Raw genomic sequence first — 19,143 nt, 5'->3', positions numbered from 1 at the left:
AGTAGGTGAAGCGGTGCTTTCGGCTAGTTCTTGGGTACTTATACTTGTTTAGGGGGGAGTAGGTCCGCAAGATCCAGTACCTGCGCCTCTACGTTGGCTTTAAGCTCAACTGAGAGCTTTACCTGGTCGGGTAGGGGGGTAATGTCCTGCACGCGCACCTCGTTTACAGCGCCCGTCAGTCTGATGCCTTTCAGGGCCAGGCCTTCAGCCAGCATTCCGTTTGCCTTCTGTAGCTCCCCCGAAATGATCTGCTTCAGGTTTACCCTGGCTTTTTTGATGATCTGGTTGTAGGCCACCTTGTTTACCAGCATCTCCAGGCCTGTGTTAAAGAGGCCACTGTTGGTTCTGGCGGTGAGATGGAACTGCTGCACGAACAGCTGCTGCGTGGCGTTGTCGTAGCCTAGCTTAGCCAGCACGTACAGGTCTACCCCATCGCGTTTCAGCATGGTGCGCAGGATGCTCATCCTGATGCGGAGTATCACCTCGCGGGCGTCTGCATTGCTCCCGCTAATACCAACGTCCTGAATCTGCGCGTAAGGGGGCGTGTCGTCGCCTGCTTCGGGTTTGGGAATGTACTCGCCGATCAACTGGCTTTTCAGCACACCTTCCAAGGCGGGGTAGGAGACGGAGACCGGAACGTAAACTCTTACGGCATCTTCCATAGGGGCAAGGAGTTTGGGTTAGCAGCTTTAGCTATAGAGACTACAGGTATATAGCGATATTTGTTTGATGCGTAAATGAAAAAAGCCCCAAACGATTAGGTTTGAGGCTTTTGCTTTTTGTGATCCCGCTGGGATTCGAACCCAGGACCCATACATTAAAAGTGTATTGCTCTACCAGCTGAGCTACGGAATCGGTACTGTTGTAATTGTTTGGGAGTGCAAAGGTAGTAGCTTTGTTTAAAATAGCAAAATATTTTTTAGGCTACTTCTTTCGCTCCTGGCAAGTGCCAGAAAGAAAAAGCCTCTCTTTTCAGGAAAGGCTTCGGCTTTCATTTTTGTGATCCCGCTGGGATTCGAACCCAGGACCCATACATTAAAAGTGTATTGCTCTACCAGCTGAGCTACAGAATCAGTTTATTTACTAACTTGCGTTCTCAAGGCGTTTCCCTGAATTGCGATGCAAAACTAACAGCTAAGTTTTTAAATGCAAAATATCTTATCCAAAATATCTGCCTGTCTGATTATTTTTTTGGCTGTTTTGGCGGAACCGGCTTGTGCTCAGGGTAATAAATTAACACTGGCTAAAGCAGATTCTTTGTTTGAGCATCAACGTTACTCTGATGCTTTTGTTCTGTACGAGCAACTGCTGGTGCAAGAGCAGCACTACTCCCCGCAAATGCTCCTGAAGATGGCCTACATCAAAGAAGGCCTCCGCGACTACACCAGCGCCATGTATTACCTGCACCTGTTCTACACCAAAGAGCCCAGCCGCTCCACCCTAAAAAAAATGGAGGAACTAGCCCAGGCGCACCGCCTGTACGGCTATGAGTACAGCGACCTGCAGTTCTTTAAGACGCAGTTCAGCAAGCACTACATGCGCATTTTGGAGGTGCTGTTGCTAACGGCCGTCATAACGGTGACGGTGATGCTCTTCAGGTGGCGCAGGGGCTACCGGTTCAGCAGCACGTTTAAGGCAGGGTTTATACTTTACCTGCTGTTTATACTTTACTACATCAACTTCCTAAACCTCGGCGAGGCGGGCATCATCAAGAACAACCAGGTAGCCATTATGTCGGCGCCATCTGCCGGCGCTAACTGGGTTGCCACGGCCTCGCAAGGCCACAAGGTGCCCATCACCGGCGAGCAGGACATCTGGTACGAGATCAGGTGGAGAGGAGAGAAGGCCTACATCCGCAAGAGTAACCTACTGGAGCTGCCATAGGTTAGGAGCCGCCTGAGGCATTGTGGCAAGCCTTCGTAAAAAAGCTGCCATGCGGCTTCGTGCTCCCCGCGACTAACGCTTCTGCCCTCTTACTAGGAAACTGCCCGTACAGGAATTCCTTTCCTGCTTGTGGAAAGGAATTCCTGTACCGGGTGTTCCTGCAAGGGAAAGGGGCGGCCAAGCACAACGCTTTACACTGCCTCTATCGGTTCCTCGCGCAGCCTGTTTATCGCTTCCTCCACCTGCGGCAGGCTCTCCAGCAGCTGCTCAAAGCTCTCAATGCAGAAGTACTGGCTCTGGAAGGTCTCCTTGATGTAAGTCGTGTCCAGTATGTGCTGCACGTCAAAATCATACTTCACGCTCTCCTCAGACACCGACAGGTTGCTCTCGCCTACCGAGGAGAGAATGCCAGCGCCGTAGATGCGGGCCGCTGCGCCTGGCTTACGGAACAGGCCAAACTCAATGGTGTACCAGTAAATGCGCGTCAGGCGGTCTATAATGTCGGGGCGGTCTACGTGCTGCAGGGCCATGGCCGACAGCTTAGCCAGAAACTCGCAGTATACCGGAATGGTGAGCAGCGGCACGTGCCCGAAAACATCATGGAACATGTCCGGCTCCTCCAGGTAGTCGAGCTGGTCCATTCTTCTGATCCACACAGTGGCCGGAAACTTCTTCTCCGCAATCAGGCCGAAAAAGAGGGCGTCGTCCACGATGCCAGGGGCCGCCACTACCTCAAATCCCGTCAGGGGCTTCAGGCGCTTGTTTACCTCTTCGAAGTTAGGGATGCGGTCCGGCTGGAAGTTTACCAGTTTCAGCCCCTCAAAGAACTCTGGAATGGCTTTGCTCGGCAGGTTCTCGATCTGGCGCTGGAACAGGATCGCCCAAACATTGTGGTTCTCTTCGGTGTAGGTGCTGTAGTTCTGTGTCAGGTTCATGTCGTTATGATTTGATATTTTTAGAATGGGTACAAAATGAAAAAAGCAGGGGCTTAAGGCGCTGCTTTGGCAGGTTCACCGTTGGAGGGCCTTTGTGGCTTCGCTCCTGTGTCTAAATCTTGTGGTTGCTGGTGATTGCCTTAGCTGCGGGTGCGGTAATAGCGATAATAATAGCTGTAATAGCTATACACGCTCAGGCAATAAGAATAGGCAGTAGACAGCAGCGCCGTGCCAAGGGAAGTTGGCAGAGGAAGTGTGGTCGCTATGGCTGCTGGTTGGTGCATTTAAAGTATCTGTATTGCAATAATGCAATGCTTCTGGGTTAAACGCAAGAAAATTTTTAAAGTTTTTCAATATCTGGGGAGCCGAAGTTTAAGTTTTGCCTCTCCATTACTAAGCTGCTCCTGTTGTTTGCAAGCTGTTCGTGCGCTTCCGGAAACATACTTGCTTCCTTTGTTTTGTTTGAAAAACAGTGGGTTATGTATTTTTTTGCCTGGGCAAGTTGTGTGATTTCGGATGGCATATTGTTGCCGCGGCTCGTATAAAATACGGTGCCTGGAGGGAGAGATTTTTCTTTAAATGTGATTGGTATGAGAAAGGTGACATCTATAGCAAGCTTGATTGTGTTGATGCTCGCCTCTTCAATAGCCTGTACATCACCACCAGCTGACACCAGGCAGCTGCAAACGGAGCATGTTATCATTGTGGTGATAGACGGAACCCGCTACTCCGAAACATGGGGTGCCGCACCTGGCCTGATACCCAACATGTCTACTGACCTGAAAGGCAAGGGCAGTTTTTTAGGCAACTTCTACAACGATGCCTACACCTACACAAACTCCGGACACGCGGCCATCACAACCGGCGTTAACCAGCCAATCGACAATTATGGCGATGAACTGCCGGCAAACCCCTCTATTTTCCAGTACTACCTGAAGCAGACAGGCAAACCGGCTACTGCGGCCTGGATCGTGTCGAGCAAAGATAAACTGTACATACTAGCCGATACGCAGCGGCCCGACTGGAAAGGGCAGTTTCAGCCGTCCGTGAACGCGGGCAAGAGCGGCCCCGGCTCCGGATACCGTATGGACTCCCTGACGCTGGTGGAGGCTAAAAGAATCCTGACCACGTACAAGCCAAACCTAATGCTTATCAATTTTATGGAGCCGGATGGTTTTGCCCATGCCGGCAACTGGGACAACTACCTGCGGGGCATTATGCGCGACGACCGGTATGTGAAGCAGCTTTGGGATTTTCTGCAAGCAGATCCTGCCTTCCGCAAAAAAACGACGCTCCTGGTTACAAACGACCACGGCCGGCACCTGGACGGAATAGACGGCGGCTGGATGGAGCATGGGGACAACTGCGCGGGCTGCGAGCAGATCTTTTTACTGGCACTGGGGCCTGACTTCAGAAAGGGGGAGGTGGCAGCCAGGTACACGCTGGTAGATATTGCGCCGACAGTGGCCCGCCTGCTTCAGTTTAAGATGGATTCAGTGGTAGTGGTGCCGCGGCCAGACACCACCCTGGTAGAACTAGCGATGGACTCTACTGTAGTAGGAGCCAGGAAGGACTCCATGCAGGTAGAGATGAAAATGGATACAACCGTTTTGCAAGGCAGGGTGATAAAAGAGCTGTTCAGGTAAAGCGCGGTTCCTGATTCTGCTCCGATCCTTTTGCCGTACGTTCTGTGCTTGGGGCAGGTATACACCAGTAGCGCTTCGAAGCTATGAAAAGGCTTCATTTATTTTTCCTGGTCACTCTGCTTTGGCTGTGCCTGCCGCCACAGTTACGGGCCCAAACAGACTCAAGCTTACTTTCCGCTGCAGACTCATCTGCTGCCTTGGGGCTTCAGAACCCGCTCTTCATACACCAGGACGTGCTCGAGTTTAAGCTTTTGATGGATGCAAGGGCAGTGCTGAAGGACCGGGGAGAGGACCGGAAGGACCACAAGGCTGTTATTTCCTATAAAAGCGCAGAAGGAACGGTAGTGGAGGAAAAACTGAAGGTAAAAGTGCGCGGAAACCGCCGTCGTGACCCTTCTGTATGCAATTTCCCGCCCCTGCAGCTGAATTTTTCCCGCAAGACGGTGGAGAATACCATGTTCGGCAAAGTGAACAAGCTGAAAATGGTGACCCACTGCATCAACGATGAGTTTGTGCTGCGCGAGTACCTGGTGTACAAAGTATACAATGCCTTGACCGATACAAGCTATAGGGTTCGGCTGTGCCGGGTAGTATATGAGGACACAAAGGGAAAGCGTAAAACAGAAACAAGGTATGCTTTCCTGATCGAAGACGATGCCGTAATGGCGGCCCGGCACAACGCCAGGGTGATTCCCGACGAGGTGCGCATCGGCATGGATAAAACCGAGCTGTTGTCGATGGCAAAAGTGGCCTTTTTCCAGTTCATGATCGGTAACACAGACTGGTCGGTGCCTTACCGCCACAACGTCGATCTCCTGTCCTTCGACTCGCTTGCTCCGCCTGTTCCGGTGCCTTACGACTTTGATTACGCCGGCATCGTGAGCACCCCTTATGCTTCGCCTCCGCCTGAGTTGGGAATAAGCTCGGTAAGGCAGCGGCTGTTCCGGGGTTACAGTTACCCGGAGGAGGTGTATGCGGAGGTGCAGAAGCACTTTAACAGCAGAAGAGCGGCCATATATGCCGTATACCGGGACTTTGACCTGCTGGATGAGCGGTATACCCGGCAAACACTAAAGTACCTGGACCAATTTTATAGCGCGCTCAACAACAAGAGGGACTTTTACAACGCCTTTGTGCGGGTAGGGCAGCGGAACGAGCGAAGCAGGGTAGTGGTAAAAGGGCTGGATTAAAAAAGCCCTTCCGGGTTTCAGGAAGGGCTTCTTCAAGTTACATTATTTCTGCCAACTCCAGCCAGCGAAACTCTTTCTCCTCCAGCTGCTCGTTTATACTTTCCAGCTCTGATGCCAGCGCATGCAGTGCCTCATGGCCGGTCACGCTGCCGCTGTTCATGGTTTCGATGATTTCGGCCTTGCGGCTCTCCAACTGCTCAATCTCCTGCTCCAGGCGCTCGTACTCTTTCTTTTCGTTGTAGGTAGCCTTGCGCTTTCCGTTTGGCTGCTCCTGTTTCTTCTCCACAACGGGTGCCGGGGCAGCGGCCTTGGCTTCATCCTGCAGCAGCTTGTCCTGTTTTTCCTGCTCCTTCTGCCACTCGCGGTAGTCGGTGTAGTTGCCCGGAAAGTTGCGGATCTTGCCTTCGCCCTCGAACACGAACAGGTGCTCCACCAGCCGGTCCATGAAGTAGCGGTCGTGGCTCACGATGAGCAGACAGCCCCCGAAGTTCAGCAGGAAATCCTCCAGGATGTTGAGCGTGATGATGTCCAGGTCGTTGGTGGGCTCATCGAGAATCAGGAAGTTCGGGTTCTTGATGAGCACGCGCAGCAACTGCAGGCGGCGCTTCTCGCCCCCGCTCAACTTGCTCACAAAGGTATATTGCTGCGGCGGCGCAAACTGGAAGTGCTGCAAGAACTGGCTTGCCGTGATCACCTCACCGTTGGCCATTTCCACGACTTCGGCAATCTCTTTCACAATGTCGATCACGCGCTGGTCTTCCTTATACACCAGCTCATCCTGGGTGTAGTAACCAAACACGGTGGTCTGGCCAGCTTCTATGGTGCCTGCATCTGGCTGCAGCTTGCCCGTGAGCATGTTCAGGAAGGTAGACTTGCCGGCTCCGTTGGGGCCAACAATGCCGATGCGGTCCTTCTTCTTGAAAATATAACTAAAGTCGTCTACAATTCTCTTCTCCCCGAAGGATTTCGAGATGTGGTCTACTTCGATGATCTTACCCCCCTGGCGCGTGGTTTTCACCGACAGCTCCAGCTGCGGAGCGGCAGTTTTCTTGGCGGCCTTCTCCTTCAGCTCCTCAAAGGCATCCACTCTATACTTGGCCTTGGTGCCCCGGGCTTTCGGCTGGCGTCGTATCCAGTCCAGCTCTTTGCGCATCAGGTTGCGGGCTTTCTCGGTTTCGGCCGCGGCAGACATCTCCCGCTCTGCTTTCTTCTCCAGGAAATAGCTGTAGTTGCCCTTGTAAGTATAAATCTCGCCGTTGTCTAGCTCCGCAATCTCATTGGCCACTTTGTCCAGGAAGTAGCGGTCGTGGGTTACCATGAGCAGCGTGGTGTTCTGCGTGCTCAGCATTCCCTCCAACCACTCAATCGTGTCCAGGTCCAGGTGGTTGGTAGGCTCATCCAGTATAAGCAAATCCGGCTCCTCTATCAGCACACGGGCCATGGCCACCCGCTTGCGCTGGCCTCCTGAGAGGCTTTTGATTTGCACATCCAGGTTCTGGATTCCTAACTTGGAGAGGATCTGCTTTACCTTCACCTCAAAGTCCCAGGCCTGCAGCTCGTCCATGCGTACCATCAGCTGCTGCATCTTCTCTGCCCCGGTGTTCGGGTTGGAGATAGCAGCCTCATACTCCTTGATCAGCTCCAGCGTCTCGTTTTGCATCGCGAAGATGGTCTGCTGCACCGTCAGTTCCTCATCGAACTCCGGGTTTTGGCCCAGGTAGCCGATACTCACTTCTTTGCGTACGCTCACGCTGCCCTCATCTGGCGGCAGTTTGCCTGCCAGAACGTTAAGCAGGGTGGTTTTGCCGGAGCCGTTTACGCCTACCAATACCACGCGCTGCCCCTGGCTGATGCCAAAGTTCAGGTTCTTGAAAAGCCAGCGGTCGCCGAAGCTTTTGGAAATGTTTTCTGCTGATAAGTAATTCATGCTGCAAAGTTAGCGATGTGCTGACACAAAAGATAATAGCGCCGCTACAAAACAGGCAAGTATAAAAAAGGCTGACCCTGCGGGGTCAGCCTTCCTGTAGCTTTTACAGTTTGTTAACTAGCGGATAGTTTCCTGGGAAGCGTGCGTCCTGGTATACGACTCACTCGGCCTGCGGTGCGTGGTAAGCGATGCAAGTATAGCGAACACACCCCCAATCAGGTGCGGCAGGTATACCTGCTCGGCAAAGTTAAACATCCAAGGCGATAGCGCCAGAATCACCCCTAGTCCAAAGTCCACCATCAGGTGCGTCTGCATCGGAATCTTATGCACCAGGCCCACCTCAAAATCGGTGAAGACAGTCTGCAACAGCGCCAGAATACCCGCGGCTACTATGACCCAGGTGGCGGCAGTGTTATCAGAGAAACCGAACAGCCAGGGGGCTGCTATAAAAATCAGCCCTACCACATAGTCTAGTATCCCGTGGAATCGGGTTGGAATAAATCTCATATTAATCCTCCTTTCGTAGTTAGTTTACAGGCTATTATACGAGAGCAGGAAGCTGGGTATGGAAAATAGTGCAATTTTTAAGTGAACGACTACTCATTCACGACTAAAGCGCGCGCGAAGTAATCGTGCAGCATCTGATGCCTACGGGAGTTCACCATTAGCACAAAGCCCAGGCCAAAGGGGAGCAAGGACAAGATTTTAGAAAAATAACGCAGGTTTGCCTGTGCAAAACTGATGCGCCTGCCCCGCAGGTCGGTCACCCGCAAGCCGAGGGTAAACTTACCAATGGTAGCCTGCTTCTGCGACGACTCCAGCACGGTATAGTAGGCCCAGTGGATAATAGGAAAGAAGGGGTTGAGAAACACCATTTTGGCAACCGACACCAGCTCTGCCAACTCAATACTGTCTGAGAACATTTTATCCCAGGTGTAAACATGAGTAGCACCCACAAAGCCATACATCACAAAGGTGTAGAAGAAGACCAACAGCGTCGTATCCACTAGAAACGAAACGAAACGGGCAGAGAGCGTACCATATAAGGCAGAGCGTTTTACCGTTGGAGCAGGCGATAGCGTAATAGTGCTTTGCATGGGCAGTAGGGCGTGTGTTTAACGGTTGCGAATTGATCGTTGCGGTAATCTTCCATCAATCCAGTGGTTGGACGGGCACCTTTGGCAAGGTTAGCGGCCTATGCAGGCAGCTAAGTGTGGCGTATGAACAGTTTAAAAATAAGCTTTTATTATTAAACTGCAAATGGTTTGAATATTTTTAATTTGAGATAAAAGATGATATGAAAAATCTTTCTGCTAATATAACTTTTTGTCGTAAGGCGGAATTCAAAAAGGTTACAAAATATTGTGAACGTATTAATTTTAAGGGTGAAAGGCAGACAGGAACTGCTTTTCGCTAACTTCGCTTGTTATGAACCAGGAAAAGAGAGAGAAGCCGATCGGCATTTTTGACAGTGGGATAGGCGGCCTTACTGTGGCTCAGGCGATTACAAACGTGCTGCCGAACGAGCGCCTCGTGTACTTTGGCGACACCGCCCACCTGCCTTACGGCGATAAGTCTACGGCGGCCATACAGGCTTACGCAGTCAAGATCTGCGATCTGCTGATACGGCAGCAGTGTAAGGTAATACTCATTGCCTGCAACTCGGCCTCTGCGGCGGCTTACGAGTTGGTGAAAGAGTATGTGGGCAGCAAAGCCAAAGTGCTCAACGTTATAGACCCGATCGTGCAATACATTGGCCGGACATACCCAAATAAAAGCATTGGCCTGATCGGCACCAAGCAAACCGTGAACTCTAACGTGTACCGTAAGAAGGTGGACGAGCTGGACCGCAACATTGAGTTAAAGTCGCTGGCCACGCCGCTGCTGGCTGCCATGATAGAGGAGGGGTTTTTCAACGATTCTATCTCCGAAAGCGTGATCCATGCTTACCTGTCGGACCCGCACCTGCAGGATATTGAGGCGCTTATACTTGGCTGCACCCATTACCCGCTCATCAAAAAGCAGATAGAGAATTACTATAAAGGCGGGGTGGACGTGCTGGATGCCAGCCAGATTGTCGCGCAGCAGGTAAAGGACTACCTGGAGCAGCACGACTTGGCCGCTGAGAAGCTAAAAGGAGATCACCATTTCTACGTCTCCGACTTTACCCGCTCTTTTGAGGAAAGCACTCGCATCTTCTTTAAGCGCAAAGTGCACTTGGAGCATTACCCGCTGTGGGAGTAGTTTGAGAGTTAAAGGGTTTGGGAGTTAGAGAGTATATAAATCTCACATTCCTTACAGGATTCCAGTACAGTGTCGTGGGGATGAGGCCATATCGGTGACTCGTCTGGCATGACCATACTTATACTTGAGCCATACCTTATACTTCTCTGGCGCAAGCGTCTGCTTGTGCCTCTCTTAGCCGTTGCTTTCTGCAGCTTGAAACAAGCTATCTTTACTAGCCACTGTTCATCCACGGCTTTACAACCAACTTGTTTCATAGTATACTTTCTGCTCTCAAGCCCGAGAGGGCTCGTCTTTGGGCATCGCGCTGTCTACATTTCCTTTGCTCCTTGCGTCGCAATGCCTTCGGCACCGGAAATCTAGAAGGCGCTCAACCCAAGGACTGGGAACTGAATCAATAGCCACGGCTTTGCAACTTGAACCAAGTCCCCCTTGGAAGGGGGCAGGGGGATAATGATCTTCTGATGATGCTATTATTTGCTATGAAACTGATACTATAGCCAAAGTAACAACAGAGCTCCCCTCCTTAGTCAAGGAGGAGCTGGGGTGGTTGGATTCAGTGTCGCTACCAAAATCTCGAAGAACCTGCTTTCATAAGCAATAAATTGAAATCTGTAACCGTCGAGTTGCTGTGAGCAAGTATAAATCAGCCAAATGGGGGCGCTTCCGCGTAGAAAAGCTTATCTTTATATGCCAATCAAGACTAATCCTGATGAAGAAGAAATACCTGACCATAGGCGACCTGAAGCGCAATGCTTTTATCGTGGCGGCCGCCACCTGTATGGGGCTGACGGGCTGCGGGCCCAATAACCAGAGCGAGGAGTGGAACACAGGCGAGGAAGTAGTCGTTCCGGACGGCATCATTACGGAGCTGACTGAGGAGGCGCCCGACCAATGGAAAATAACGGATGAGCGCACCACAGCGCCCGGCCAAAGTATGGCCATCCTGAAGTATAACGACGGCCGTGTGGACACGCTGCAGGGCCTGGAACTACAGAACCAGATGAAGGCCCTGGCTGATAACCAGCAGGTGTACCAGCAGGGTGGCTTTGGCATGGGTAGTGTACTGTGGTGGAGTGCCCTTGGGTTTATGGCGGGCCGCACCACTGGGCCACGCGCAGGGTATTATGCCAACCCTGGCCTGATGAACAACACCGCCGCCTGGCGCCAGAACGTGCAGACGTATCGTCAGCAAAGCACTGCGCCTCGTTCAGGCAGAAGTGGTTTTTTTAGAGGCCGTAGCGGTGGGGCAGGAGCCTAATTTCGAATTAATTTGATGCAGAAGAATACGACGATCCGTGTGGAGACGCACTCCGGCGACGTGGAAACGGCCGTGCGTGGCCTGGGTTGGGAGTGGTGCGTGGAAGACGGCTGTGCCAACTATGTGCCCGGCGAGGCGGTGGTGCTGCCCGAGCAGGAGGCCAATGCCTTGCTGGAGGCTGCCGATACGCTATATGAGATGATGACAAACGTCATTCCCGATGACTTGCCAGCTGACTTTCTGCGCGTGCTGGGGATACCGGAGAACCTGTGGGAGCTGGTGCGCCAGTCGTGGAACGACGACAGGCACTGGCACCTGTATGGCCGCTTCGACCTGGTGCAGACGCCGGAGGGGCCAAAGCTGCTGGAGTTTAACGCCGATACCGCCACTTCCATACCTGAGACCGCTGTGGTGCAGTGGGCGAGCCTGGCTGCTGCCGGTAAACACGATGCCAAGCAATACTCGGGCCTCTACGAGGCGCTGGTGGAGCAACTGAAGACCTGGCGCATGCTCAACGACGACCTGGCACCCGCGCTGCTGCTCACCTACATGGGGGGCAGCGCCGAGGACGAAGCCAACTGCGCCGTGATAGCCCAGGCTGCTACCGAGGCTGGTTTCGACCCGCACCTTTGCGCGGCAGAGGAGATGAGTGTGTCTACAGAGGGTGCTGAGCGAGGCGTTTGGGCGCAGGTGGAGGCGGAGCAGTGGCGCCAGTTCCCGTTCCTGTTCAAGCTGCTGCCCTGGGAGCAGATTGCCTGGGACGAGCCAGAGCTCTGCGACAGCCTGACGCAATTGGCGGCTACCCGTACCGTAGTTATCGCCAACCCGGCTTATACATTGTTGTTCCAAAGCAAAGGCATGCTGGCCTGGCTCTGGAAAGCGTACCCCTACCACCCGCTCCTCCTCGAAACCGACCTTTCGCCTATCAGCGGCAAGTATATCCGCAAGCCCTACTTCGGCCGCGAGGGGCAAAGTGTAGAAGTAGTGGACCGTGTGCCGGTAACCAAAATAGCAGGCGAGTACGACGAACAGCAGCAGGTATACCAGCGTTGGGTTGATTTGCCCGAGGATAGCAAAGGTTACCAGTACCAGGCCGGCGTGTTCTGGGCTGGCGAAGGTTGCGCTATCGGGTTTCGAAGGGAAAAAGGTATCATCACCAACCTCTCGCAGTTTGTGCCGCATTTGGTAGAATAATTTATACGTTAATATACAGGATGTCTATAGAATCAGAAGAAGATCTGGCTGGTATGCAGCAGGTGAGTGAGGCAGTTGCCGTTACGCTAAAGAAAATGCGCGAGTATACCAGGCCAGGCATCACAACCAAAGAGCTGGATGCGTATGGCTATGAGGTGCTGCAATCGTTTGGGGCGAAGTCCGCACCAAAAATCACCTACGACTTTCCCGGCTATACCTGCATCAGCGTAAACAACGAGGCCGCGCACGGTATCCCTTCCGAAAACACGGTGCTGAAAGAGGGGGATCTGGTGAACATTGACGTGTCGGCGGAATTGAATGGCTTCTATGCCGATAACGGCGGCTCTTTTATACTTGGCAAGGATGTGCACGGCCTGAACAAGCTGGTGGAAACTTCTGTGAGTGCGCTGCATAAGGCGCTGAAGGAAATTAAAGGCGGGAAAAGAATCTCCGAGATAGGGCGGATTATTGAGACAGAAGCCAAAAAGAACGGCTTTAAAGTAATCAAGAACCTGGTGGGCCACGGCGTAGGGAGAAGCCTGCATGAGGCACCGGAGGAGATACCTTGCTTTTACGACAGGTATAACACGCAGCGCTTCCGAAAGAATACGGTGGTAGCCGTAGAGACCTTCATCTCTACCAAGGGCAGTTATACCCACGAAAAGGGAGACGGCTGGACGCTGCTGGCCGAACGAGGCGGTTTTGTGGCGCAGCACGAACATACCATCCTAATCACCGACGGGGAGCCGATCATCCTCACCAAAGCGAACGGGATATAGACCTTCATCGCTAATGCTGGTGCGAGCTTGTAGCTTGTACTTACCCGAAAAGTAGATCTAACTATAATTACTGTTTATCTGTGCTACTAATGCGTTGTATGGTTGCACTGTCACCAACGACCTACTGTCAAGCTCAGTAACCAGACCCCGCATCTTCAATTCTCCAAATTTAACCCTACCTTTGCGGGGATAAAGATAAACGCTATGTTCGCTTTTCTGCTGACCTTAGGAGCCTTGCTGGGAGTGGTGATTGCGCTGGCCTACGCCGAGCGCAAGGTGGCCGCTTTTATGCAGGACCGCATGGGGCCTACCGAGGCGGGGCCGCAGGGCTCGCTGCAGGCCGTGGCTGACGTGCTGAAGCTGCTGCAGAAGGAAGACATCGTGCCTGCCGCAGCTGATAAGAAGCTGTTCAAATTGGCCCCTATCCTCATTTTTGCCGCTGTATTTGCAGGCTTTGCCGTAATCCCATTCACGCCAGACCTGGTGCCGGCAGGCATTAGCATCGGCGTGTTTTACCTGCTGGCCATTGTGTCGCTGGATGTGGTGGGGCTGCTGATGGCTGGTTGGGGCTCCAATAACAAGTATGCCATGCTAGGCGCGATGCGCTCGGTGGCGCAGATTGTGTCGTATGAGATTCCGGCGGGGCTGGCCATACTTTCGGCGGTGATGATTTGCCAGTCGCTGGATTTCCAGGAGATCAGTTACCAGCAGGGGGCGCTGATGAACCAGTTCCCGGGGCTGGAGTATGAAATGAACTGGCTGTTTGGCATTGAGGCGTTGGGCATCAACACCACCACCATTGGCGGCATCACGACCTGGAACATTTTTCGGGCTCCCATACTGCTGGTGGCCTTTGTGATCTATTTCATCGCCTCCCTGGCTGAGAGCAACCGCGCCCCCTTCGATATTCCGGAAGCGGAGTCGGAGTTGGTGGCGGGTTTCCATGTAGAGTACTCGGGCTTCCGTTTTGCGGTGCTGTTTTTGGCCGAGTATAGTATGATGGTGCTGGTGTGCCTGGTGGCGGTGGTGCTGTTTTTGGGTAGTTGGAACACGCCGTTGCCAAACATTGGCCCGGTGGCGCTGGCTTACTGGACCTCCGGCACACCGGGCGGGTTATCCGGCATACTATGGGGTGTTTTCTGGCTGCTGAGCAAAACGTTTGTGCTGTTGTTTTTACAGCTGCAGCTCCGCTGGACTTATCCGCGCCTGCGCGTAGACCAGCTCATGCACCTGTGCTGGAAAGTGCTCACGCCGGTAGCGCTGGCCGTGGTTTTGATAGCAGGTATCTGGCGGTTATTCATGATTTAGATCAGGACCAACTGCGTTGCGGAGCAGCTTGCATCAGTAGAGAGGGGGAATCAGATACATTTGGTAACAGATTGATGCACAAATTTATTGAGGCACTTAGGGAGAGATTGCAGGAGCCATTGCCTGGTGAAGCAGCTCATAACCTGATGGCAAGTACAACAAGGAGTACTATCAGATTCAGAACGAAGCCTGACAGCCAGACGAGGGAGAGTGCTGTACTGATATTGTTTTACCGGGATGAAGACAAAATAAAGCTGCCACTTATCCTGAGGCCCGTTTATGCGGGCGTACATAGCGGCCAGATAGGGCTGCCCGGAGGCAGAAAGGAAAAAGCAGATGCAGATTTCTACGAAACAGCCTTAAGAGAGGCGAAGGAAGAAATAGGTATCGACCCGGCAGATGTTACAGTGATTGGCCACCTGAGCGATCTCTTTGTGTTTGCCAGCAACCATATGGTGCATCCGGTGGTTGGTTATATAAGCCAAAAGCCAGTATTTTTAACTGACCCGAGGGAGGTAGACCAACTGATAGAAGTACCGCTCTCCACGCTGCTCGATAAAAGCATCAGGGGCATCACGAATATCGTGGTGTCCGGCAGTATGGAAATTTCTGCGCCTTATTTTGGTGTTGACGGCCATACGGTCTGGGGCGCCACAGCTATGATGCTGAGTGAGTTGCTAAGTATAATAAATGAGCTGGAGGAGGATGTGCTCTAAGTGTCTTACCCTCTAGGTCTAAACTTTAAAGGATGAAAGAAGCGCTTCGAAATAAAACCGGTTTTGGGTACGTGGTGAAGTCGCTGCTGAGTGGGCTTGGCCTGACCTGGAAGCACTTTAAGAATGCCCGTAACCGCCGTACTCCTGAGTATGTGTCGGACGAGAACTACTTTAAGCAGCCCGATGGCATGGCTACGCTGAAGTACCCGTACGAGGCTATTCCGGTGCCCGACAACGGTCGCTACCGCTTGCACAACGAGATCGACGACTGCATTGTCTGCGACCTTTGCGCCAAAGTGTGCCCGGTAAACTGCATCACGATAGAGTCAGTGAAGGCTACGGAGGATATTGGTATGACCTCTGATGGAACGAAAAAGCGCCTCTACGCGCCGGTGTTCGACATCGACATGGCCAAGTGCTGCTACTGCGGCCTCTGCACCACCGTTTGCCCCACCGACTGCCTCACCATGACGCCGGTGTACGACTTCTCGGAAGTAGACATCAAGAACATGGTCTACCACTTCACCGACCTCACGCCCGATCAGGCTGAGGAGAAGAAGCAGCTGCTGGCCAAGCAGCAGGAGGAAATGGCCGCCGCCAAAGCGGCCGCGCTGGCGGCACGGAACAAAGGCTAATTGTTACATTGCTGTATTGTTGAAATAAAAATAATGCCTGGCGCAAGCGTCCGCTTGTGCCAGAAGACCAACAACGAGCAACCAATAACTAATAACGATCAACTAACAACGAAACCGTGCTTTTCTACCTCTTTGCCATACTTGCCATACTTTCGGCAGCCTACATGGTGCTGACGCGCAACCTGCTGTACGCGGGCTTCTCGCTGCTGATCACGCTGCTTAGCATTGCGGGCATTTACGTGCTGCTGTTCGCTGATTTTATCGCCGTTACGCAGCTGATGGTGTACGTGGGCGGGGTGCTGGTGCTCATTCTTTTTGGCATCATGCTCAGCAGCCGCGTGCATGATAAATCGGTGCTGTCGGAGAGCGTGAACAAAGTATGGGGTACGCTGGTGGCCGGGCTTATACTTGTCGGGCTGAGCTATACTATCCTGAAAGCAAATGTTAGCGCACTCCCATGGCTGCAGACTTCTGAGGTGGATGTGCTGGGCGACCAGAAAAGCACGGTACAAAGTATAGGCATCAAGCTGATGACCGACGTGGTAGTGCCTTTTGAGCTGGCCTCGCTGCTGCTGCTTATCGCCCTGATGGGCGCCGCCTACATTGCCACCGACAAACCCAAAGTATAGGTATGGATATTCCGTTAGAGCATATTTTACTCCTGAGTGCCGTGCTGTTCAGCATCGGGGTACTGGCCGTTATCTCCAAACGCCACGCCGTGGTGGTGCTGATGGGCATTGAGCTCATCTTTAATGCCGCCAACCTCAACCTGGTCGCCTTCAGCCGCCACGATCCTGCTTTGCTGCAAGGGCAGCTGTTTTCGCTTTTCGTGATTGTGGTAGCCGCCGCCGAGGCAGCCGTAGCGCTGGCCATTGTGCTGCGGGTGTACCAGTACTTTAAAACAGCCAACCTGAACGAGGTGGCAACGAAGGGGTAACTTTTCCTGCCGCAAGTTTTCAACTTGTGACCTTGCATGATGTTGAGTTTGTAACTCAACTGAGCCGGAGGGCCAGGATATTACTAAAAAGTATCCCGATGTAAGAACTCATTTATGCTTTTCTGCTCCGCAGCTGGCTTAACTATCCCTAAAATCTCCCTCAAACTATACTTATTAGTTTACACCAATATATGTAACTTTGCCCGCTCTTAGCTGGCCCGGCCACGCATATCAGAAACCAAACCAGAAGTATACGTTGGAGCTATCCGAACTCTTAAAGCCTTTGGCAGCCACCCCCCAGACCACAGCCGCACTGGTTGTGCTGTTGCTGCCGCTGCTAGGTTTTCTGGTGCTGTTTATACTTGGTAAGCGCCTGCCGCGCCACGGCGACTGGCTGGGCATCGGGCTAACGGCGGTTGCCTTTATACTTTCCGGGTGGCTGTTTCTGCAGACCTGGAACACGGCCACCTTCCACAGCCGCACTACCTGGTTTGCCTTGCCGGACAACTCCCTTACCGATTTCACGGCCGGAATCCTGCTCGACAACCTCACGGTGCTGATGCTGGTAATCGTTACGTTCATTTCATTGCTGGTGCAGCTCTTTTCGGTCGGCTACATGCACGGCGATAGGGGCTATAGCCGCTACTTTGCCTTCCTGGGCCTGTTTACCTTTAGCATGCTGGGGATTGTGCTGGTGGATAACCTGCTGCTCCTGTTTATGTTCTGGGAACTGGTCGGGCTCTCTTCGTACCTGCTCATTGGCTTCTGGTTTCACAAACCGGCGGCGGTGGCGGCCAATAAAAAGGCTTTCCTGGTGAACCGCATCGGCGATATCGGGCTGCTGCTCGGGCTGTTCGCCTTCTATACTTACTTCCGCACCTTCGACCTGGAGGCGCTGCGCATGCTCATCGGCAACGGGGTCTGGGAGAGCGGCAGCTTTATCGCCACGTATACGCTGGACGGGCAGGACTGGCGGGTAGAACTGGGACCGGTGTTCCTGACGATGGCGGGGCTGGGGCTGTTTATGGGCTGCGTGGGCAAATCGGCGCAGTTTCCGCTGCAGGTCTGGTTGCCTGACGCCATGCAGGGCCCGACGCCGGTGTCGGCGCTCATACACGCGGCTACTATGGTGGCGGCGGGTGTGTACCTGGTAGCCCGCTGCTACGCCTTCTTCACCCCGGAAGCACTTACGGTTATTGCCATAGTAGGAGCCATTACAGCCTTGGTTGGTGCTCTGGTGGCACTTACGCAATATGATATTAAAGCCGTGCTGGCCTTCTCCACCATTTCGCAGCTGGGCTATATGGTGATGGGCATGGGCACGGGCGCACACGATGCGGCGCTGTTCCACCTGTCTACCCACGCATTCTTTAAAGCCGCCCTTTTCCTGAACTCCGGCATCATTATCCATGCCATGCACCGGGGCCTGCACCACCATCACCTGCACCTCGATGCGCAGGACATCCGCCACATGGGAGGCCTGCGCAAAGCCATGCCGCTCACGTTTTATACCTACCTCATGGCCGCTGCCGCACTGGTGGGGCTGCCGCTCTTCTCGGGTTTCCTTTCCAAGGATGCTATCCTGTCTGGCAGCTGGGCCTGGGCGCAGACCAAGGGGGGCGGTGTATACTTTGTCATACCAGGGATAGGCTTTACGGTGGTGCTACTCACAGCTTTTTACATGGCGCGGCACATGTGGTTCATCTTCTTCGGCGAGTTTCGGGCTTCTTTTAATGTGCAGGATGTGCGGCTGCGGCTAGGGCAGGAGGTGGAGCGCGTGATGGCTTGGCCGGTAGTGTTGCTGGCGATACTTTCGCTTGGCGTATTTTTCTCGCTCAACCCCTTAAGCTTCGGCAGCAGCTGGCTGATGCAGGGCATTAGGCTGGAGAGACTGTCTACCTCCTACATACTCGCCGATGAGTTGGTGCAAACGGTTATGGCACGCGATGCGGCCAATCATACTTTGCATCTGGTGTTCGGGGTGCTTTCTACTTTACTGGGAGCGGCAGGCATTGGCTGGGCGGTGCTCAAGTATAAAAGCAAAACTTCCGAGCAGCTGCAGCACAAGCAGCCACAAGGCAGGCTGGCGCGGCTCTCGCACCAGCACTTCCACCTGAACGAAATTTACGACAGGGCCTTTGTGCAGCCAACCCTGGCGCTGGGCCACCAGCTGTACCGCATCGACAAGCGCATCATCGACTATATCCTGAACAACGGCAGTAAAGCACTGGTGATCCTGGCCAAAATCCTGGCCTGGATAGACCGCTGGGTAGTAGACGGGTTGGTGTGGTTAACAGGCGCTCTGTCGAAGGTGCTGGGACGCATGGGGCGCGGGCTGCAGAACGGAAAGGTGCAGAGTTACTATGCCTACTCCCTGTTCGGATTTATTTTACTGATGCTATATATCATCCTGTTTTGATTTACCTTTGGGATCAGGATTTTCAGGATGAGCGGAATGGCAGGATGTGGAGATATAGCAATTTGAAG

General features: G+C 53.1%; 19 protein-coding genes and 2 tRNA genes. 13 read left to right on the top strand and 8 right to left on the bottom strand.

From position 1 onward, the window contains the following. Positions 1–38: 38 nt before the first annotated feature. The 3 genes from PXG97_RS09580 to PXG97_RS09570 all read right to left on the bottom strand — a co-directional run bounded on the left by PXG97_RS09580 (position 39) and on the right by PXG97_RS09570 (position 1,073). Positions 39–662, bottom strand: coding sequence for a DUF4403 family protein (locus PXG97_RS09580; RefSeq protein WP_276497537.1), 624 nt, complete (start codon positions 660–662; stop codon positions 39–41). Between the two features lie 120 nt (positions 663–782). Beyond that, positions 783–855: transfer RNA gene (locus PXG97_RS09575), tRNA-Lys, on the bottom strand. A 145-nt stretch (positions 856–1,000) separates the two neighbouring features. Further along, a tRNA-Lys gene (locus tag PXG97_RS09570) sits at positions 1,001–1,073 on the bottom strand. Positions 1,074–1,257: 184 nt separating this feature from the next. On the opposite strand from PXG97_RS09570, the gene PXG97_RS09565 reads away from it, so the two are divergent. After that, positions 1,258–1,884, top strand: a complete 627-nt coding sequence (locus tag PXG97_RS09565; protein ID WP_276497536.1) for an SH3 domain-containing protein — start codon at positions 1,258–1,260, stop codon at positions 1,882–1,884. Positions 1,885–2,075: 191 nt separating this feature from the next. Here PXG97_RS09565 and PXG97_RS09560 read toward each other — a convergent pair whose 3' ends face one another. Then, a complete protein-coding gene (locus tag PXG97_RS09560; RefSeq protein ID WP_276497535.1) occupies positions 2,076–2,819 on the bottom strand; it encodes a phenylalanine 4-monooxygenase in 744 nt (247 codons plus the stop codon). A gap of 340 nt (positions 2,820–3,159) precedes the next feature. Next, positions 3,160–3,342: a hypothetical protein gene (locus tag PXG97_RS09555; protein WP_276497534.1), complete on the bottom strand. Its 183-nt coding sequence runs from the start codon at positions 3,340–3,342 to the stop codon at positions 3,160–3,162. A 67-nt stretch (positions 3,343–3,409) separates the two neighbouring features. On the opposite strand from PXG97_RS09555, the gene PXG97_RS09550 reads away from it, so the two are divergent. Together PXG97_RS09550 and PXG97_RS09545 are read left to right on the top strand one after the other, a co-directional pair. Further along, positions 3,410–4,465: an alkaline phosphatase family protein gene (locus PXG97_RS09550; protein ID WP_276497533.1), complete on the top strand. Its 1,056-nt coding sequence runs from the start codon at positions 3,410–3,412 to the stop codon at positions 4,463–4,465. A gap of 83 nt (positions 4,466–4,548) precedes the next feature. Next, positions 4,549–5,655 carry a hypothetical protein gene (locus PXG97_RS09545; protein WP_276497532.1) on the top strand — a complete coding sequence of 369 codons (1,107 nt, stop codon included), beginning with the start codon at positions 4,549–4,551 and terminating at the stop codon, positions 5,653–5,655. Positions 5,656–5,692: 37 nt separating this feature from the next. On the opposite strand, the gene PXG97_RS09540 is transcribed toward PXG97_RS09545, so the two are convergent. The 3 genes from PXG97_RS09540 to PXG97_RS09530 all read right to left on the bottom strand — a co-directional run bounded on the left by PXG97_RS09540 (position 5,693) and on the right by PXG97_RS09530 (position 8,679). Further along, positions 5,693–7,582 carry an ABC-F family ATP-binding cassette domain-containing protein gene (locus PXG97_RS09540; protein ID WP_276497531.1) on the bottom strand — a complete coding sequence of 630 codons (1,890 nt, stop codon included), beginning with the start codon at positions 7,580–7,582 and terminating at the stop codon, positions 5,693–5,695. Positions 7,583–7,699: 117 nt separating this feature from the next. Continuing rightward, complete coding sequence (locus tag PXG97_RS09535) at positions 7,700–8,089, bottom strand: SPW repeat protein (RefSeq protein ID WP_276497530.1); 390 nt, start codon at positions 8,087–8,089, stop codon at positions 7,700–7,702. Positions 8,090–8,178: 89 nt separating this feature from the next. Continuing rightward, positions 8,179–8,679: an RDD family protein gene (locus tag PXG97_RS09530; protein WP_276497529.1), complete on the bottom strand. Its 501-nt coding sequence runs from the start codon at positions 8,677–8,679 to the stop codon at positions 8,179–8,181. A gap of 331 nt (positions 8,680–9,010) precedes the next feature. On the opposite strand from PXG97_RS09530, the gene murI reads away from it, so the two are divergent. The 10 genes from murI (at position 9,011) to nuoL (ending at position 19,075) form a co-directional block, all read left to right on the top strand. Beyond that, positions 9,011–9,826: a glutamate racemase gene (gene murI, locus PXG97_RS09525; protein ID WP_276497528.1), complete on the top strand. Its 816-nt coding sequence runs from the start codon at positions 9,011–9,013 to the stop codon at positions 9,824–9,826. A gap of 712 nt (positions 9,827–10,538) precedes the next feature. Further along, complete coding sequence (locus tag PXG97_RS09520) at positions 10,539–11,087, top strand: Cj0371 family chemotaxis-regulating polar lipoprotein (protein ID WP_276497527.1); 549 nt, start codon at positions 10,539–10,541, stop codon at positions 11,085–11,087. 15 nt (positions 11,088–11,102) lie between these two features. Beyond that, complete coding sequence (locus tag PXG97_RS09515; RefSeq protein WP_276497581.1) at positions 11,103–12,281, top strand: glutathionylspermidine synthase family protein; 1,179 nt, start codon at positions 11,103–11,105, stop codon at positions 12,279–12,281. A 20-nt stretch (positions 12,282–12,301) separates the two neighbouring features. Next, complete coding sequence (gene map / locus PXG97_RS09510) at positions 12,302–13,060, top strand: type I methionyl aminopeptidase (protein WP_276497526.1); 759 nt, start codon at positions 12,302–12,304, stop codon at positions 13,058–13,060. 204 nt (positions 13,061–13,264) lie between these two features. Next, a complete protein-coding gene (locus PXG97_RS09505; protein ID WP_276497525.1) occupies positions 13,265–14,368 on the top strand; it encodes a complex I subunit 1/NuoH family protein in 1,104 nt (367 codons plus the stop codon). 146 nt (positions 14,369–14,514) lie between these two features. Further along, positions 14,515–15,084, top strand: a complete 570-nt coding sequence (locus PXG97_RS09500; protein WP_276497524.1) for an NUDIX hydrolase — start codon at positions 14,515–14,517, stop codon at positions 15,082–15,084. Between the two features lie 32 nt (positions 15,085–15,116). After that, positions 15,117–15,719 (top strand): NuoI/complex I 23 kDa subunit family protein, encoded by a 603-nt coding sequence (locus tag PXG97_RS09495; RefSeq protein WP_276497523.1) that lies wholly within the window; start codon positions 15,117–15,119, stop codon positions 15,717–15,719. 116 nt (positions 15,720–15,835) lie between these two features. Beyond that, positions 15,836–16,348, top strand: coding sequence for an NADH-quinone oxidoreductase subunit J family protein (locus tag PXG97_RS09490; RefSeq protein ID WP_276497522.1), 513 nt, complete (start codon positions 15,836–15,838; stop codon positions 16,346–16,348). 2 nt (positions 16,349–16,350) lie between these two features. Next, a complete protein-coding gene (nuoK, locus tag PXG97_RS09485) occupies positions 16,351–16,656 on the top strand; it encodes an NADH-quinone oxidoreductase subunit NuoK (protein ID WP_276497521.1) in 306 nt (101 codons plus the stop codon). A gap of 283 nt (positions 16,657–16,939) precedes the next feature. Next, positions 16,940–19,075, top strand: a complete 2,136-nt coding sequence (gene nuoL, locus PXG97_RS09480; RefSeq protein ID WP_276497520.1) for an NADH-quinone oxidoreductase subunit L — start codon at positions 16,940–16,942, stop codon at positions 19,073–19,075. Positions 19,076–19,143: the final 68 nt, after the last annotated feature.

It is taken from the genome of Pontibacter litorisediminis (genome assembly GCF_029360645.1).
Taxonomy (GTDB): Bacteria; Bacteroidota; Bacteroidia; order Cytophagales; family Hymenobacteraceae; genus Pontibacter; species Pontibacter litorisediminis.
Note: the sequence above shows the minus strand (reverse complement) of the source record. Positions and strands in the feature narration are given on the sequence as shown.

What these genes read in the sequence shown, in the direction of transcription:
- PXG97_RS09580 (WP_276497537.1), bottom strand. Translation starts at nt 662, where the DNA reads ATGGAAGATGCCGTAAGAGTTTACGTTCCGGTCTCCGTCTCCTACCCC.
- PXG97_RS09560 (WP_276497535.1), bottom strand. Translation starts at nt 2,819, where the DNA reads ATGAACCTGACACAGAACTACAGCACCTACACCGAAGAGAACCACAAT.
- PXG97_RS09555 (WP_276497534.1), bottom strand. Translation starts at nt 3,342, where the DNA reads ATGCCATCCGAAATCACACAACTTGCCCAGGCAAAAAAATACATAACC.
- PXG97_RS09550 (WP_276497533.1), top strand. Translation starts at nt 3,410, where the DNA reads ATGAGAAAGGTGACATCTATAGCAAGCTTGATTGTGTTGATGCTCGCC.
- PXG97_RS09545 (WP_276497532.1), top strand. Translation starts at nt 4,549, where the DNA reads ATGAAAAGGCTTCATTTATTTTTCCTGGTCACTCTGCTTTGGCTGTGC.
- PXG97_RS09540 (WP_276497531.1), bottom strand. Translation starts at nt 7,582, where the DNA reads ATGAATTACTTATCAGCAGAAAACATTTCCAAAAGCTTCGGCGACCGC.
- PXG97_RS09535 (WP_276497530.1), bottom strand. Translation starts at nt 8,089, where the DNA reads ATGAGATTTATTCCAACCCGATTCCACGGGATACTAGACTATGTGGTA.
- PXG97_RS09530 (WP_276497529.1), bottom strand. Translation starts at nt 8,679, where the DNA reads ATGCAAAGCACTATTACGCTATCGCCTGCTCCAACGGTAAAACGCTCT.
- murI (WP_276497528.1), top strand. Translation starts at nt 9,011, where the DNA reads ATGAACCAGGAAAAGAGAGAGAAGCCGATCGGCATTTTTGACAGTGGG.
- PXG97_RS09520 (WP_276497527.1), top strand. Translation starts at nt 10,539, where the DNA reads ATGAAGAAGAAATACCTGACCATAGGCGACCTGAAGCGCAATGCTTTT.
- PXG97_RS09515 (WP_276497581.1), top strand. Translation starts at nt 11,103, where the DNA reads ATGCAGAAGAATACGACGATCCGTGTGGAGACGCACTCCGGCGACGTG.
- map (WP_276497526.1), top strand. Translation starts at nt 12,302, where the DNA reads ATGTCTATAGAATCAGAAGAAGATCTGGCTGGTATGCAGCAGGTGAGT.
- PXG97_RS09505 (WP_276497525.1), top strand. Translation starts at nt 13,265, where the DNA reads ATGTTCGCTTTTCTGCTGACCTTAGGAGCCTTGCTGGGAGTGGTGATT.
- PXG97_RS09500 (WP_276497524.1), top strand. Translation starts at nt 14,515, where the DNA reads ATGGCAAGTACAACAAGGAGTACTATCAGATTCAGAACGAAGCCTGAC.
- PXG97_RS09495 (WP_276497523.1), top strand. Translation starts at nt 15,117, where the DNA reads ATGAAAGAAGCGCTTCGAAATAAAACCGGTTTTGGGTACGTGGTGAAG.
- nuoK (WP_276497521.1), top strand. Translation starts at nt 16,351, where the DNA reads ATGGATATTCCGTTAGAGCATATTTTACTCCTGAGTGCCGTGCTGTTC.